The organism is Dactylosporangium sp. CA-139114, from assembly GCF_050955725.1.
In the GTDB taxonomy this organism is placed as follows: domain Bacteria; phylum Actinomycetota; class Actinomycetes; order Mycobacteriales; family Micromonosporaceae; genus Dactylosporangium.
The window spans coordinates 5,362,601-5,376,838 of the sequence record NZ_CP192080.1 but is presented as its reverse complement, the minus strand read 5'-3'; the positions used below and the strand labels follow the sequence as shown (position 1 = coordinate 5,376,838).

The 14,238-nt window shown below is 72.0% G+C and carries 16 protein-coding genes; 10 read left to right on the top strand and 6 right to left on the bottom strand.

Annotated elements, in window-relative coordinates:
- Positions 1-34: 34 nt before the first annotated feature.
- On the bottom strand, positions 35-529 hold the full coding sequence (locus tag ACQP2P_RS23630) for a MarR family winged helix-turn-helix transcriptional regulator (protein ID WP_433604090.1): 495 nt from the start codon (positions 527-529) through the stop codon (positions 35-37).
- Between the two features lie 378 nt (positions 530-907).
- On the opposite strand from ACQP2P_RS23630, the gene ACQP2P_RS23625 reads away from it, so the two are divergent.
- From ACQP2P_RS23625 to ACQP2P_RS23610, 4 genes are all read left to right on the top strand, one after another.
- Positions 908-1,696 (top strand): tetratricopeptide repeat protein, encoded by a 789-nt coding sequence (locus ACQP2P_RS23625; RefSeq protein WP_433604089.1) that lies wholly within the window; start codon positions 908-910, stop codon positions 1,694-1,696.
- A gap of 231 nt (positions 1,697-1,927) precedes the next feature.
- Positions 1,928-2,581: a hypothetical protein gene (locus ACQP2P_RS23620; protein ID WP_433604088.1), complete on the top strand. Its 654-nt coding sequence runs from the start codon at positions 1,928-1,930 to the stop codon at positions 2,579-2,581.
- Between the two features lie 10 nt (positions 2,582-2,591).
- Positions 2,592-4,520: a GAF domain-containing sensor histidine kinase gene (locus ACQP2P_RS23615; RefSeq protein ID WP_433604087.1), complete on the top strand. Its 1,929-nt coding sequence runs from the start codon at positions 2,592-2,594 to the stop codon at positions 4,518-4,520.
- Positions 4,517-5,167 (top strand): response regulator, encoded by a 651-nt coding sequence (locus ACQP2P_RS23610; RefSeq protein WP_433604086.1) that lies wholly within the window; start codon positions 4,517-4,519, stop codon positions 5,165-5,167. The genes ACQP2P_RS23615 and ACQP2P_RS23610 overlap by 4 nt, the downstream gene beginning before the upstream one ends.
- A 12-nt stretch (positions 5,168-5,179) precedes the next feature.
- On the opposite strand, the gene ACQP2P_RS23605 is transcribed toward ACQP2P_RS23610, so the two are convergent.
- Positions 5,180-5,800: a GNAT family N-acetyltransferase gene (locus tag ACQP2P_RS23605; protein WP_433604085.1), complete on the bottom strand. Its 621-nt coding sequence runs from the start codon at positions 5,798-5,800 to the stop codon at positions 5,180-5,182.
- A 162-nt stretch (positions 5,801-5,962) separates the two neighbouring features.
- Between ACQP2P_RS23605 and ACQP2P_RS23600 the strand changes: the two genes are divergently transcribed.
- Together ACQP2P_RS23600 and ACQP2P_RS23595 are read left to right on the top strand one after the other, a co-directional pair.
- Entirely contained in the window at positions 5,963-6,292 is a 330-nt protein-coding gene (locus ACQP2P_RS23600; RefSeq protein WP_433604084.1) for a nuclear transport factor 2 family protein, read from the top strand.
- Positions 6,293-6,404: 112 nt separating this feature from the next.
- The gene (locus ACQP2P_RS23595; RefSeq protein ID WP_433604083.1) at positions 6,405-6,824 is read left to right on the top strand and encodes a DUF1810 domain-containing protein; all 420 of its coding nucleotides are present in this window, start codon (positions 6,405-6,407) and stop codon (positions 6,822-6,824) included.
- Positions 6,825-6,891: 67 nt separating this feature from the next.
- Here ACQP2P_RS23595 and ACQP2P_RS23590 read toward each other — a convergent pair whose 3' ends face one another.
- The gene (locus ACQP2P_RS23590) at positions 6,892-7,545 is read right to left on the bottom strand and encodes a lysophospholipid acyltransferase family protein (protein WP_433604082.1); all 654 of its coding nucleotides are present in this window, start codon (positions 7,543-7,545) and stop codon (positions 6,892-6,894) included.
- 115 nt (positions 7,546-7,660) lie between these two features.
- Positions 7,661-8,263, bottom strand: a complete 603-nt coding sequence (locus tag ACQP2P_RS23585; RefSeq protein WP_433604081.1) for a TetR/AcrR family transcriptional regulator — start codon at positions 8,261-8,263, stop codon at positions 7,661-7,663.
- A gap of 717 nt (positions 8,264-8,980) precedes the next feature.
- Here ACQP2P_RS23585 and ACQP2P_RS23580 point away from each other — a divergent pair.
- The 4 genes from ACQP2P_RS23580 (at position 8,981) to ACQP2P_RS23565 (ending at position 12,097) form a co-directional block, all read left to right on the top strand.
- Positions 8,981-9,451 carry a DUF427 domain-containing protein gene (locus tag ACQP2P_RS23580; RefSeq protein ID WP_433604080.1) on the top strand — a complete coding sequence of 157 codons (471 nt, stop codon included), beginning with the start codon at positions 8,981-8,983 and terminating at the stop codon, positions 9,449-9,451.
- 706 nt (positions 9,452-10,157) lie between these two features.
- Positions 10,158-10,571, top strand: a complete 414-nt coding sequence (locus ACQP2P_RS23575) for a TetR/AcrR family transcriptional regulator (protein ID WP_433604079.1) — start codon at positions 10,158-10,160, stop codon at positions 10,569-10,571.
- Between the two features lie 15 nt (positions 10,572-10,586).
- On the top strand, positions 10,587-10,928 hold the full coding sequence (locus ACQP2P_RS23570) for a hypothetical protein (RefSeq protein ID WP_433604078.1): 342 nt from the start codon (positions 10,587-10,589) through the stop codon (positions 10,926-10,928).
- A 110-nt stretch (positions 10,929-11,038) separates the two neighbouring features.
- Positions 11,039-12,097, top strand: a complete 1,059-nt coding sequence (locus tag ACQP2P_RS23565) for an IS630 family transposase (protein ID WP_433604077.1) — start codon at positions 11,039-11,041, stop codon at positions 12,095-12,097.
- Positions 12,098-12,108: 11 nt separating this feature from the next.
- On the opposite strand, the gene ACQP2P_RS23560 is transcribed toward ACQP2P_RS23565, so the two are convergent.
- Both ACQP2P_RS23560 and ACQP2P_RS23555 read right to left on the bottom strand, forming a co-directional pair.
- Positions 12,109-13,343, bottom strand: a protein-coding gene (locus ACQP2P_RS23560; protein WP_433604076.1) for an IS3 family transposase whose coding sequence is annotated in 2 segments (ribosomal slippage) — positions 12,109-13,064 and positions 13,064-13,343 — 1,236 coding nt in all. Because the reading frame shifts where the segments join, the coding sequence is not laid out codon by codon here.
- A gap of 103 nt (positions 13,344-13,446) precedes the next feature.
- The gene (locus tag ACQP2P_RS23555) at positions 13,447-14,238 is read right to left on the bottom strand and encodes an expansin EXLX1 family cellulose-binding protein (RefSeq protein WP_433604075.1); all 792 of its coding nucleotides are present in this window, start codon (positions 14,236-14,238) and stop codon (positions 13,447-13,449) included.

Below are 14,238 nucleotides of genomic sequence, written 5' to 3'. Positions count from 1 at the left end.
ATTCGCTCACCGGGTGGCCCGCCGGAGCCGGAGTTCAGGCCTCCCCCTCGGCCGCGAGCACCATCTTGCGCAACAGGTTCGCGAGGTTCTTCCGCTCTCGTGCGGTCAACCCCGCCAGCAGTGTCCGCTCGCCGTTGCCTTCCCCGCCGATGTGCCGCATGAGCGTGTCGTTGCCGGCATCGGTGAGCCTGACGTGCACCCGCCGCCGGTCCCGCGCGTCGGCTTCCCGCACGATCCAGCCCGCGTCCTCGATCGCCGCGAGCCGGGCCGACAACGCCCCGCGGGTCAGCCCGAGCAGGTCGGCGAGCTGCGACGGACTGGCGGTGTAGGGCGGCCCGTTTCTTCGCAGCATCAGCAGCACCTTGAACTGCCAGTGCTGCAGCCCGCCCTCGGCAAGCACGTCGCGCCGCAGCTGCGTCTGATACCGCGCGAGGATGGCGAGCCGCGCGAAAATCGCCTCGGCGACGGGGTCGACGTGCTCGAGCTCCCGGGCCCAGACATCCACATGCCGATCGGCGGTGTCCTCCACGCCGCTCACGGTAGCTGCCGCCGGGCCGGTCCTCGCGCACCCGCTCACCGCGCTGCCGCACGGCTGCCCATCCGCGCAGCACTTACCCGCGCACCACTCATCCGCTCGCACGCCCGCTCACGGCCGCTGCCCATTCGTGCACGATGCCCCGCACGCTGCGCACCCGCGCACCGCCACACCCACGCACTGCACATTCGCGCAGCCGCGGAGCACATACTGCGCATTCGCGCACCGCCACACCTGCGCACTGCACATTCACGCATCGCGCGGGTGGCCACTGTGCGTTCGCGCAAGTGCGAACGCACCGTGGCCGCCGTCGTCGCGCTCGGCGAAGTAGTTTTCTTGTGGATAGTTTTTTCGGTTACTACCGTCGCCGGCATGACAGCAACCGCAACCGTCTCCGTCGACGAACTCCTCGCGGCCGCGCGGGGGCTGGCCCTCGCCGCGCGGTGGGAGCAGGCCACGGGGCTGCTCGACGCCGCAGCCGCCGGGCTGCCGGACTCCCCCACCCGCGCCGTGCTGGCGTTGGCGGCGGCCGAGATTGCCGTGGACTCGGCTTGGTACAGCGGCCACGACAACGGCGCCGATCGGCTGTCGGAGGTGGACGAGGACGCGCTGGACGGCAACGGACGGTGGGACCTGGGGTTTGCGCGGCTGCGGTACGAGTACCGTGGCAAACTTCGCCGGCCCGATCCGGATCTGCGCGACCGGGCCGAGCGGTTCGCCGCCACGGCGCCGGACGCGCGCCGGCGCGGGTGGGCGCAGCACTACCTCGGGCTCATCTACGACAACGTCCTCGAGGACCGCGCGGCCGCGCCCGCGCACTACGAGCGCGCCCTGGCCGGCGCCGCGGACGACGACCTGCTGCGCCGCGAAGCCCTGCGGCACCTCGGCGACCACGCCCACGAGGCCGGCGACCACGCCGGGGCCCGGGAGCGCTGGCAGGAGGCGGCGGCCCTGGGCGCCCGCGCCGGGCTGGTGGCGGGCACCCTGTCCCAACAGGTCCTGCTCGCGGTGCTCGCCCGCGACACCGGTGACGAGCCCGGCGCGGTCGCCTTGGCCACGGAGGTACACCGCTGGGCCGAGGCCATCGGCGCCGCCCGTATCGCCGAGCTGACCAGCGGCTTCCTGCGCGGCATCGACCCGACCCAGCCACCACCCGCGTGACACCGCCTCGGCCTGTTCCTTCCGGGGCCGGCCGGCGCCGCACCGCGCGGACCGGTCGACGTGACGCCGCCGGACGGCCCCTGCGGCGGGCGCTGCCGCCGGAACCGGCCCGGGCGGAGGGCCTCACGCCATGGGTCCCCGGGCGGCCCGTCGCCGCCGGGACAATGTTCCCGGCGGACCGGGACTCGGCGGCGGTCCGGGGCGGGTCGCGACGGCGGGAGCATCCCCGGCATGACTACTTCGAACCATCGCGGCTGGGCCGCGGCCGGGGCCCTGGGCGGGCTCGCCGGGTTCGCCGGGCTCTTCGCCGGCAGCAACCTCACCGCGAACGTCGGTGACAGGATCAGGGACAACGCGCTCGTCGTCGAGGCCATCGCCGGACAGCGCGCATACGTATGGTCCACGCAGGTCGTCTGCTTCGTCGCCGCGGCGCTGCTCATCGTGTTCGCGGCCGGGCTGCGGCGGCATCTCGGGGCGCAGGAGCCGGCCGGGAGCCTCGTGCCGGGCGTCGCGGCGGCCGGGGTCGGGATCGTGGCCGTGCTGCTGCTCGTCGGCGGCGGCATCTGCACCGAGCTGTACTGGGCCCTCGGCGATCCCGGGCGCTGGGACCCCGACACCATCGCCGCGCTCGTCGAGGTCTACAACACCCTGCCGTGGCTGTGGTCGGGCGCGGGCATCGCGGCCGCGGCGGTGGCGGTCGGCGGGTTCCGGCACGGGTCGGCCTCCCGGTGGCTCGCGGCGATCAGCGCGCTCGCGGCCGTGCTCGTGCTCGCCACCCAGGCGTTCCCGGCGCAGTACGGCTCGCTGTTCCCCGGCGCGGCCTGGGTGCTCGTGGCCGGGATCGGATTCATGACAACCAGCCGCGCACCCGCGCCGGTCGGCTAGTGTGCGGGCGGTGAGGGCGGCGGCTTGGCCGCTGGGCGGGCTGAGCCTCGTCCTGGCCGTGGTGGGTGGATGGCTCGCCGTGCGCAACGGTGCGCCGGCCGGCGAGGTCACGTACCTGCCGGCGGTCGTCGCCTGCGCGGTCGTCGGGGCGCTGATCGTGGCGCGGCGGCCCGGGAACCGGGTCGGGCCGCTGCTGCTGCTCAGCGGTGGGTCGTTCGCGCTGCTGGAGTGCTGCGGGCAGCTGGCCGTGGCGACCGGCAGCGCGGCGCTGGCCTGGCCGCAGACGTGGCTGTGGGTGCCGGCCAATCTCGGGCTCGCGCTCGTGCCGGCGTACTACCCGGACCGGCGGCCGCCGCGCTGGGCGGTCGGCGTCGTGGCCGGCCTGGCGGGGCTGGCCGCGGTGACCGCCGCGCTGCGGCCGGGGGTCAACGACCAGGTGCGGCCGCACGCGCCGGCCAACCCGCTCGGGGTCGGCGGGGTGAGCGGCGTGGCGTCCGTCGCCGAGACGGCGTTCACGGTGGCCATCGCGCTGGCGTTCGTGGCCGGGGCGGCGACCGTGGCCTGGCGCATGCGGCAGTCCGGCGAAGGCCCGGGGCGGCAGCAGGCGCGCTGGCTGGGGTACACCTGCGCGATCGTGGCCATCGTCATCCTGGTGCGGCTCGTGACCGGGCTCAGCGACGCGCGGCCGGATCGGGTGTGGCCGGTCGAGGGCACGGCCTGGGACGTCGTCGCCGGGCTCGCGATCGCGCTCGTGCCGGCGGGCATCGGCGTGGCGATCCTGCGCCACCGGCTCTTCGACATCGACCTGCTCATCAGCCGTACCGCGGTGTTCGTCACGCTGTCCGCGGCCGTCGCCGGCGCCTATGTGCTGGTCGTCGGGGCGCTCGGGGCCTCGTCGGTGCTCGCGGCCGTGGCCGGGGCGCTGGTCTTCGGCGCCCTGCGCCAGTGGGTGCAGCGCCGGGTCAATCTGCTGGTGTACGGCGAGCGCGACGACCCGTACACCGTCCTCGCGCGCCTCGGCGAGCGGCTGGCCGCGGTGCCGGACCCGGGCGCGATCCTGGCCACCAGCACGTCGACGGTGCGGGAGGCGCTGCAGCTGTCGTACGTCGGGATCGAGGTCGACGCCGGCCCGCTCTACGAGCTCGGGACCCGCCCGGCCGACCCGGTGACGCTGCCCCTCGTGGCCGGCGGGGAGCCCGTCGGGGCGCTGCGGCTCGGGCCGCGGCCGGGCGAGGCGGCGCTCGGGCCGCGGGACCTGCGGCTGCTGGCCGACCTGGCCCGGCACATCGGGGTCGCGGTGCAGGCGGTGCGGTACTCCGCGGCGCTGCAGCGCTCCCGCGAGCAGCTCGTCATCGCCCGCGAGGAGGAGCGCCGGCGGCTGCGCCGCGATCTGCACGACGGGCTCGGGCCGACGCTGGCCGGCCTGACCATGCGCGCGGAGGCGGCCCAGGAGGTCGGGCCCGAGCAGGCGCGCAGGCTGCTGGAGGAGATCGTGTCCGACGCGCAGACCGCGGTCGCCGACGTGCGGCGGCTCGTGGACGGGCTGCGGCCGCCCGCGCTGGACACGCTCGGGCTGGCCGGGGCGCTGCGGGCGCACCTCGGGCAGCAGCCGGCGGGCAGCCCGCGAGTGCGCCTGGACGCGCCGGCGGGGCTGGACGGGCTGCCGGCGGCGACCGAGGTGGCGGCGTACCGGATCGCGGTCGAGGCCCTCGCGAACGCGCGGCGGCACGCCGGGGCGAAAACGGTACAGCTGCGGCTTGTTCTGGACGAGGATCGGCTCAGCGTGGTGGTGAGCGACGACGGGCACGCGACGACGGTGGCGCGGGAGGGCGGGGTGGGCATGCACTCGATGCGGGAGCGGGCCGCGGAGCTCGGCGGCGAGCTGGTCGTCGAGTCGGGCGTGGGCGGCACACGCGTCACGGCGAGGCTGCCCCGATGACCGGCGCGGTACGCGTCCTGGTGGTCGACGATCACGAGCAGTTCCGGGCCGGGCTGCGGGCGCTGCTGGCCACCAGCCCCGAGGTCGAGGTGTGCGGTGAGGCCGCCAGCGGCGAGGAGGCCCTGACCGCGCTGCCCCGGCTGCAGCCCGACGTGGTGCTGCTCGACCTGGTGATGCCCGGCATGGGCGGGATCGCCGCGACCGAGCGCATCACGGCCGCCATGCCGCACGTGCGGGTGCTGGTGCTGAGCATGGCCGACGACGACGACTCGGTCTTCGCCGCCGTGCGCGCCGGCGCCCGCGGCTACGTGCTCAAGGGCGCCCGGCGCACGGAGATCATCCGCTCGATCCGGGTGGTCGCCGACGGCGAGGCGATCTTCGGGCCGGCGATCGCGACCCGGCTCATGGGGTTCTTCGCGGGCCTGGACCGCACGGCGCCCGACCCGTTCCCCGAGCTGACGCAGCGGGAGCGGCAGATCCTGGCCCACATCGCCCGGCATCTGACCAACCCGCAGATCGCCGAGCGGCTGGGCGTGAGCCAGAAGACCGTGCGCAACCACGTGTCGAACATCTTCACGAAGCTGCAGGTCGCGGATCGGGCTCAAGCGATCGTGCTCGCCCGCGACGCGGGGCTGACCGGCGAATGACGATCGCCGGGATCACCGCCGCGGCCCGGTCCGTCGATCGCGACCCGGTCCGCCCGCACGCCACGCCGCGACCTGCGCTTCCACCCGCTCCAGCTCAGGGTCGCGCAGACCGACCGTGTCAGTGGTCCAGAACGCCTCGGGGTAGATCAGCCGGCCGACCATCCACGGCTGGTACGACGACAGCAGCGCCACCTGGAACCCCGGGTCCGGGATGCGCGCCGAGGGCCGGTCGAACCCGAGGGCGGAGGCGAAGCTGAACCCGCGGCGGCCGTAGTAGTCGGGGCTGCCTTCCAGGAACACAGCCGGCGCACCACGATCCTCGGCGGTCTCCAGCGCCGCCGTGACCAACGCGGTGCCGACGCCGCGGCGCTGCAGGTCGGGACGGACCGACAGCGGGGAGAGCACCATCACCTCGACCAGCTCGCGTCGGGCGTCCACCCAGGCGCGGGAGAGACCGACGTGCCCGGCCAGCTCCTCGCCGGCAACAGCGACCAGGCTCGCCCGGGTTGCGCCGCCGGCCTGCAGCGCTCGCATCATCTGCACGACGCGCCCGTCCGGTGGCTCGCCGAACGCCGCCGAGACGACCGCCTCGACCGCCGGTGCTTCGGCCGGCAGCACCTCACGGATCTCCATGGCGCGACCCTAGTGCCGGTGCCCGGCCGGCGCACCGCCGTTTCCCATCAGCGGGCGGCATACCGCAGCGTCGATGCAAACGCGGTCGGGAGATTCCCCGCCAGGCGCTGCGATCTCGTGAGCGCTCGTGACAGCGATCGATGACGGTGGTACATCTTCGGCATGACAGAGCGCGTGCTGACCCAGTGCCGGCTGTTCAACGAGGGCGTCCGCACCGGCGACTGGGCCGGCTACCTGGACCGCTTCGGCGACACCGCGACGCTGCGCATCGAGGGCGACCCGGCAAGCCCGTACGTGGGCCGCGACGCGATCGCGGCGGCCTACTCCGCCGCCCCGCCCGACGACACCCTCAGCGTGACCTCGGTCGACTCGACCGGCGACGAGGACGTGGCCCGGGTCGCCTGGTCCGCGGGCGGCGCCGGGACGCTGCGCGTGCGCTGGTCGGCGGGCCGGATCGCCGAGCTGACCGCCAAGTTCGACGCACCGGCCTGAGCGGCCGCGCCGAGGCTCCGCGGCCGCTCCCGGTTCCCGCACTCGGGCACCGCCGGAGCCTCGCCGTCCCGGGCTCCCTGCGCCACCCGGCCGACCCGATTACGCTAGGTTCATGGAGGATCCATACCAGCTGTCCCGGTTCGTCGACGCCCAGGAGCACGCGTACGACCACGCCATCGGCGAACTCAAGGACGGCAACAAGCGCAGCCACTGGATGTGGTTCATCTTCCCGCAGATCCAGGGCCTCGGCCGCAGCTCGATGGCGCAGCGGTACGCGATCACCTCCCTCGACGAGGCAAGGGCGTACCTGCAGCACCCGATTCTCGGCCCGCGCCTGCTCGAATGCGCCGACGCGCTGCTCGGCGACGGCGAGCACACCGCCGTGGGCATCTTCGGCGAGATCGACGCCATGAAGCTGCGCTCGTCGATGACGCTGTTCGCACACGCCGACCCCGCCGAGAGCCGTTTCGCCCGGGTGCTGGACCGTTACTTCTCCGGCGCCGAGGACGCGGAGACCGTCCGCCGCCTGTAGCCGGCCGCAGATGACCGGCGCCCAGGTTCGCTCCGGGTAGCCCCTTCGTTTCGGGAGGCGCGGGGCCTCAGACCTGGCCGAGGCGGAGCAGCGGAGCGTAGGCCGGCACGTACTCCTGCCCGCTGAGCTGCCCGATACGACCGATCACCTCGTCCGTGGCGGTCCGCGGCGTCCCGTCGGCGACATCGATCGGGGCGCCGAAGCGGAACACGATCCGAGCGCCCGGCACCCGACGCGGCCAGCGAGCGTCGATCGGCTGCACGACGTCGGTGCCGGTCACGCCGAACGGCACGATCGGCACCCCGGCCTGGCGGGCGAGGCGAACGGCGCCGGTACGCCCCCGGTACAGGCGGCCGTCCGGCGACCGGGTGCCCTCGGGGAACACCGCGACCAGCCCGCCCGCGCGCAGCACGGGCACCGCGGCGTCGAACGCGGTGAGCACCGCCCGCCCACCGGCCCGCTCGACCGGGATCGCCCCGAGCCCGCGAACGAGCACGCCGGCGAGCCGACGACCGCGGAAATACTCGGCCTTCGCCCAGAAGGCGATGTGCCGCGGTACCACGGCGCCGAGAAACAGCTGGTCGGCGACGCTCAGGTGATTGCCGGCCAGGATCGCACCGCCGGCCGGGATGTGGTGCAGACCGTGCACCTCGGGCCGCCACCCGATGCGCAGCGCTCGGCCGACTGTGGCGCGGGTCAGGACGTACAACGGCGGCGTCACCGCGCACCCCCGGCATACGCGTCAAGAGCGGCGTCAACCAGCACCGCGACGTCGTCCTGCCCTGTGCGGAGCGCTCGGCCGGCTGTCTCGCGAGTCAGAACGTACAACAGCGGCGTCACCGCGCACCCCCGGCATGCGCGTCAAGAGCGGCGTCAACCAGCACGGCGATGTCGTCCTGCCCGGTGGCGAGGGGAAGGCTGCCCCATAGCCACAGCTGCACGATGCCGTGCAGGTTGGCCCACAGCGCACCCGCCGCCGTCGTCGCGTCAGCCCGCGGTTCGCGCCCTGCTGCGGCCGGTGCGGTGCCGTCGCTGGACACCGAGGTCAGCAGACTCGCCAAGGTCTCGAACAGCGGTAGGCTCGTCTCCCGCAGGCCGAGGTGGTCCGAACGGAGCAGGTCGTGACGGAACATCAGCTCGTACATGCCTCGGTGCTCCTGGGCGAACCCCACGTACGCGTGTGCGAGGCCGCCGAGACGATCGCGGGGCGTACCCGTCCCGGGGACCGCGCGAAGCCGGGTGGCCAGGTCGGCGAAGCCCTGCCGGGCGATCGCGGAGAGCAACTCCACGTGCGTCGGGAAGTGCCGTCGCGGTGCGCCGTGGGACACTCCGGCCCGCCGGGCGATCTCACGCAACGATACGGCCGCCGAGCCCTCCTGCGCCACCAGCTCGACCCCGGCCCGCACCAGGCGTTCACGAAGGCCCTCGTCGTCATGCATAGACAGTGTCTACACCACGTCGGTAGACACCGTCTACCCCGGGCGGCGCTCGGGGCGCGGGGCGCAGTCCGCGGCCGACGAACACGCCCTGTAATTGGCTGCGAATTACCGGTTTTGCGATTACCGGTAATTCGATAATCCAGTAATTCGCCTCACCCGCAGCGACCTTGAAGGCCTCCGGCGCCACTACGGGAACGACGAGGACGGCGGCGACAGTGGCCGGTGACGGCGACCATGGATCGCGTCGGCCGCCGCGACCGGCGACGGGTGACCGGTGACAGCGGACGGTGACCGGTGGGCGACTGCCACCGGCGACCGGCGACCGGTGGGCCAATGCGACCGGCGACCTGTGGGCGAACGCAACCGGCAACCGGCATCCGGCATCCGGCGACCGGCGACCGGCGACCGGCGACCGGCGACTGGCGATAGCGGAACGGCGGCCAGTGGGCGACGGCGACCGGCGATAGCCGAACGGCCTGCTCCCGGGCGAGCGCGGCCCAGTCGTCGGAGCCGATGAAGACCACGTCGGCGAGCCCGGGGCGCACCTCGGTGACCATCGCCGGCCAGTGGGCGACGGCGATGGCGACGGCGAAGACAGCAAGGCAGCGGCGTGCGCAATCGCAAGGCGGTCGAGGCTGGGCGAGCACCGCAGGACGGCAGGACGGACAGCGCATGGCGAGCACGGCGGTAACGCGGTCGCGGTGACAGACTGGATCCATGGAGCGAGCCACCGAGTCCGTGTGGGATTACCCGCGCCCGCCGCGGGCTGAGCGCATCTCGCGGCGCATTGCGGCTCGTCATGCCGGCGCGGTGGTATTCGACTCGACCGACGCCGTGCGTGTTCTCGAGACCTCGCATCCGCCCGTCTACTACATCCCGCCCGCCGACATCCAGGGCGCCCTCAGTCCGTCGCGCCGCCGTACGATCTGTGAGTTCAAGGGCGTTGCCGGATATTGGGACCTCGCCGTCGGCGGGATCACGGTGCCGGACGTGGCGTGGTCGTATGAGCGGCCGAGTCCCGGATTCGAGATCCTCGCGGGCTATCTGGCGTTCTACCCGGGGCTGCTTGACGAGTGCACCGTCGACGGTGAGCGCGTCACGCCGCAACCCGGGGACTTCTACGGCGGCTGGCTGACGTCTGACATCACCGGGCCGATCAAGGGTGGTCCCGGCACGCTCGGCTGGTAGCGGACCGTAGCGGTGACGGCCGGCGAATGCGGTGCGTGCTCGGATCGCGGCGAGAACCCGGCCAGGGTCTGGATCAGGCACAGAAACACGAACCGGCAGACGAGCAACAGCCTCAGCATGAGCAGCAGGCCCAGCACGAGCAACAGCCCCAGCATGAGCAGCAGGCCCACGAGCAGCGGGCCTAGCACGAGCAGCGGGCCTAGCACGAGCAGGCGGTCAGGGCGAGCAGCGGCCGGTACCCGGTGATCGAGCGAGTGCAGCAGCGGCGAGCACCGCGACACGCCCCGGCCGGTCCCGTTGGATCTGGGCAGCTCGTCGGTTACCGGACGGGGCGTATCGCGGCGCTGCAGAAGAGATCGCCAACCCATCCTGACGTGGCGCTGCAATGCCCCTGATGCCCGCGCCAGCGGCGGGGGCCGAAATCCGACCCATGCCACAGGTGGCGACAAAACCGGCGTGGATGGGCAAGGGCGACGTCCCGGTGCGCGCGGACGAGCGACAGAAGGACGAAGTACCAGCGGCAGAGGGCGAACCCAGCGAGCCAGCGGCAGAAGGACGAGCACAGCGAGCCAGCCATGGAAAGCAGGAGCCGGCGGACCAGCGGCAGAAGGCACGAGCCGCCGGCCGCGACCACCCCTCCCAACAGAGCCGAATTTGGGAACGATCGTTCTTGACTGATCGTTCCGCAACGCTGTAGCCTCGGAGTATGGGAAGACCGCGAGGGTTTGACGAGGAAGCGGTTACCCGCCAGGCGGTGGCGTTGTTCTCCGCGCGGGCCTACGACGGCCTGTCCGTCGACGACCTCGTCACCGGGCTCGGCGTCCACCGCAACAGCCTCTACAAGACGTTCGGCAGCAAGCGAGGCCTCTACCTCACCGCGCTGCGCTGGTACCTGCGGCACGAGTTCGAGCCGGCCCTGAGCACCGACGCGGAGCGACTGCACGAGAACGACAAGCTCGACCTGCTGCTCATGGCCGCGGCCGAGCAGGCGCCGCACGATCGGGAGGTCGGCCGGCTCGTCGGCCGGGCCCTCGAGCGTCTCGACGACGCGCTCGGGCCGGATGCGGCCAACCAACTTCTGGGCCTGCGCCTGCGGGCCCGCATCGACACCGGGGAGTAGAACACCATGGCCACCGTGACCGTCGACAACGGGACCCTCGTCGTGGAGATCGAAGGGCTCGACAAGCTCTGGGCCCTCAAGAGCCGGCTCGCGATCCCGCTCGCCAACGTGCGCGGCGCCACCGCCGACCCGGGCATCGCCCGTGAGCCCAAGGGTATTCGCGCGCCCGGTGCGCACATCCCCAATGTCGTCACCGCGGGCACCTTCCACCTCGACGGGGAGAAGGTGTTCTGGGACGTGCACGACCCGCGCAAGGCCGTGGTCATCGAGCTCGCCGACGAGCGGTACGCGCGGCTCGTCATCGAGGTCGAGGACCCCCGTGCCGTGGTCGCGCTGGTCGAGCACTCGATCCGCTGACACCCCACCGGCGCCGCGACGGTGCCGGGCGCGGACGGCGAAGCGGCATCACTACACGACTAGTGTGCCGCGCCACAAGTTCGCCTTATAAATAGGTGTAGGGTGATGGGATGCCGAGGACCGGGCGTCCCACCCCGCCGCTGGTGTTGTCCGACGAGGAGCGCGCGACGTTGGTCCGCTGGTCGCGGCGGGCGAAGTCGGCGCAGGTCCTGGCGATGCGGGCGAAGATCATTCTGGCGTGCGCCGAGGGCACGTCGAACACTGATGTGGCCACGGCTTTGGGTGTGCATCTGTCCACTGTGGGCAAGTGGCGGCGGCGGTTCCTGGCCGAGCGTCTGGACGGGCTGATCGACGAGCAGCGGCCGGGCCGGCCGCCGTCGATCAGCCTGGACCGGGTGGAAGAGGTGGTGGTGGCCACCCTGGAACAGACGCCGCGCAACGCTACCCACTGGTCGCGCACGTCGATGGCGCAGCGGTCGGGGCTGTCGAAGTCCACGATCGGACGGATCTGGCGGGACTTCGGGCTGAAACCGCACCGGGCGGACACGTTCAAACTGTCGACCGACCCGCTGTTCATCGAGAAGGTCGTTGACGTGGTCGGGCTCTATCACAACCCACCGGAACGGGCGGTGGTGCTCTGCGTTGACGAGAAGTCCCAGATCCAAGCGTTGGACCGTTCACAGCCGGTGCTGCCGATGATGCCGGGCATGCCCGAGCGGCGTACCCACGACTACGCCCGTAACGGGATCACCAGCCTGTTCGCCGCGTTCAACGTGGCTGACGGCACTGTGATCAGCCAGCTGCACCGCCAGCACCGTGCCGCCGAGTTCCAGAAGTTCCTGGTCGCGATCGACAAGACCGTGCCGGCGGAACTGGATGTGCATCTGATCTGCGACAACTACGGCACCCATAAGACCCCGGCCATCCGGGCCTGGCTAGCCCGGCACCCCCGCTTCCACATGCACTTCACCCCGACCGGCTCGTCCTGGATCAACCAGGTCGAACGCTGGTTCGGGTTCCTCAGCGAGCAGAAGATCCGCCGCGGCGTCCACAAGAGCGTCCAAGCCCTGGAAGCGGACATCCGGGCGTGGATCGCTGACTGGAACAGCAACCCACGCCCGTTCATCTGGACCAAGACCGCCGAGGAGATTGTCAAGCCCCGGGTTTGATGGACAGTTGGTTAGCTGGTTTTCAGGGGTGCGGTGACCGGCTGGGTCATCGCATGTAGTGCCTCGTACTCGGCGGGCGGGACGTGGCCGAGCCCGCCATGAAGCCGTCGGTTGTTATACCAGTCGATGTACTCGACGGTGGCCATCTCCAGGTCGTCGAGCCCGCGCCACGGACCCTTGTTGCGCACGAGTTCGGCCTTGTACAGCGAGTTGAACGCCTCGGCCATGGCGTTGTCGTAGGAGTCGCCTTTCGAGCCGACCGAGGCGACGGCGCCGGCCTCGGCGAGCCGCTGGCTGTAGCGAATCGCGCGATATTGCACGCCGCGGTCGGAGTGATGGACAAGTTCATGCAGGTCAGCGCCTTGATGTTGGCGGCGCCAGATCGCCATTTTCAGCGCGTCCAACGCCAGGTCGGTATAGAGGCTGGTGGCGACCTGCCAGCCGACGATCATGCGGGAGTACACGTCCAGGACGAACGCGGCGTAGACCCAGCCGATGCTGGTGCGGACGTAGGTCAGGTCCGCGACCCACAGCTGGTTCGGATGCGCTGCGGTGAAGACGCGGTTGACCAGGTCACGAGGCCGGTCAGTTTCGGCGGCCGGGCGGGTTGTGCGCGGTGCTTTGTCGCGCAGCAGCCCGCGCAGCCCGGCGTCGTGCATCAGCCGTTCGACCGTGCACCGGGCCACCTCGACGCCACGGCGGTGCAGCTCGTGCCAGATCTTGCGGGCGCCGTAGACGCCGTAGTTCTCTGCGTGGATCTGCTTGATCAGCACGGTCAGCTCCTCGTCGCGCCGGGACCGGGCGCTGACAGGGCGGGTCTTGGCGGCGTAGTAGGTCGACGGTGCGATCTGTGCCGGCGTGCCTTCAAGCGCCTGCAGGACCGGCTGGACACCGTGCTGTTCCTTCTGGGAGTCGACGAAGCCGACCTTCATCGCGACGGACGGTCCAGCTCCGCCGCGAAGAAACTCGCCGCGGACTTCAGGATCTGGTTCGCCCGCCGCAGTTCACGAACCTCCCGCTCCAAAGCGGCGAGGCGTTCCGCGTCGCTGCTGGTGGTGCCCGGACGGTCCCCGGCATCGGTCTCGGCCTTCTTCACCCAGGTGCGCAACGCCTCCGGATGGACCCCGAGCTGATCAGCGATCCGACGGATCGCCCCGACCGCGGACACCGGATCCCGACGGGCCTCGACCGCCAGCCGGGTCGCCCGCTCACGCAACGCATCGTCGTACTTCTTCGGTGCCGGCACAGCAGCATCATCTCCCAGGTTTCGATGTCTCCATCAAACCCGGGGCGGAACAGATCCTGGAGTCACTCGCCCGATTTTGTAGGCGAATTTCTGACGCAGGACACTAGCACGGCACCGGCGGCGCGGTCGTTCCCAGCTCGGCCGGAATCAGGGACACAGTGGGCGCGGCCGACGGCGGCGAAGACGGAGCCGGCGAGGCGGACGGCGACGGGCCGCCGTACAGCGCCTGCGTGGTCTGCTGGAAGTCGCTCTGACCGAGGGCCAGGCCGGACACCAGCGCCTGATGGCCGTACACATCGGAAATCCGCAGCGACACCGTGCCATCGAGACCGGACGGGCCCGTCCAGGTGTTGTCCTCGCCGTGGCGCAGGGCGAGGAACGAGTCGCCCTGCTGCAGCTCCACAGTGGACAGCGGATTGCCGTGGTTGTCGACGACCACGCTCAGCGACGAGTAGCCCTTGCCGCCCTTCACCTTCACCCGCAGCGGGCCCACCTGCGGGTCGCGCACGGTGGTGTAGGAGACCGGGATGACCCCGGCGCTGAGCGCCCCGATCTTCGCGAACGAGGCCTTGCCGAGGTCGATCTTCCCGGCCGGGCAGCCGGGGCACAGGTCCACCACCTGCACGCGGGTGGTGCCGTTCGGGCCGGTGACGTCGAGCAGGGTGCCGCAGCCCTTCCCCCCGGCGTACTCGGCCCGCCCCACCGCCGCATAGGCCCCGTCCGCGGGGGTGCCGAGGTTGCACATGCCGTTGCGGCCGGCGGTGTAGTACGACGCGGAGCCGCCTGCCGCGCACGCGGCGCTGCCACCGACCTGGGTCACGAGCACGACGGCCACCACGGAGGCGATGACGACGGTGGCTGCGGGCACGATCCAGCGAAGGTGACGGCGGTTCAC

Coding starts and splice junctions, on each gene's coding strand:
- ACQP2P_RS23575 (WP_433604079.1), top strand. CDS start 10,158: ATGGGAAGACCGCGAGGGTTTGACGAGGAAGCGGTTACCCGCCAGGCG.
- ACQP2P_RS23610 (WP_433604086.1), top strand. CDS start 4,517: ATGACCGGCGCGGTACGCGTCCTGGTGGTCGACGATCACGAGCAGTTC.
- ACQP2P_RS23595 (WP_433604083.1), top strand. CDS start 6,405: ATGGAGGATCCATACCAGCTGTCCCGGTTCGTCGACGCCCAGGAGCAC.
- ACQP2P_RS23600 (WP_433604084.1), top strand. CDS start 5,963: ATGACAGAGCGCGTGCTGACCCAGTGCCGGCTGTTCAACGAGGGCGTC.
- ACQP2P_RS23565 (WP_433604077.1), top strand. CDS start 11,039: ATGCCGAGGACCGGGCGTCCCACCCCGCCGCTGGTGTTGTCCGACGAG.
- ACQP2P_RS23625 (WP_433604089.1), top strand. CDS start 908: ATGACAGCAACCGCAACCGTCTCCGTCGACGAACTCCTCGCGGCCGCG.
- ACQP2P_RS23585 (WP_433604081.1), bottom strand. CDS start 8,263: ATGCATGACGACGAGGGCCTTCGTGAACGCCTGGTGCGGGCCGGGGTC.
- ACQP2P_RS23580 (WP_433604080.1), top strand. CDS start 8,981: ATGGAGCGAGCCACCGAGTCCGTGTGGGATTACCCGCGCCCGCCGCGG.
- ACQP2P_RS23605 (WP_433604085.1), bottom strand. CDS start 5,800: ATGGAGATCCGTGAGGTGCTGCCGGCCGAAGCACCGGCGGTCGAGGCG.
- ACQP2P_RS23620 (WP_433604088.1), top strand. CDS start 1,928: ATGACTACTTCGAACCATCGCGGCTGGGCCGCGGCCGGGGCCCTGGGC.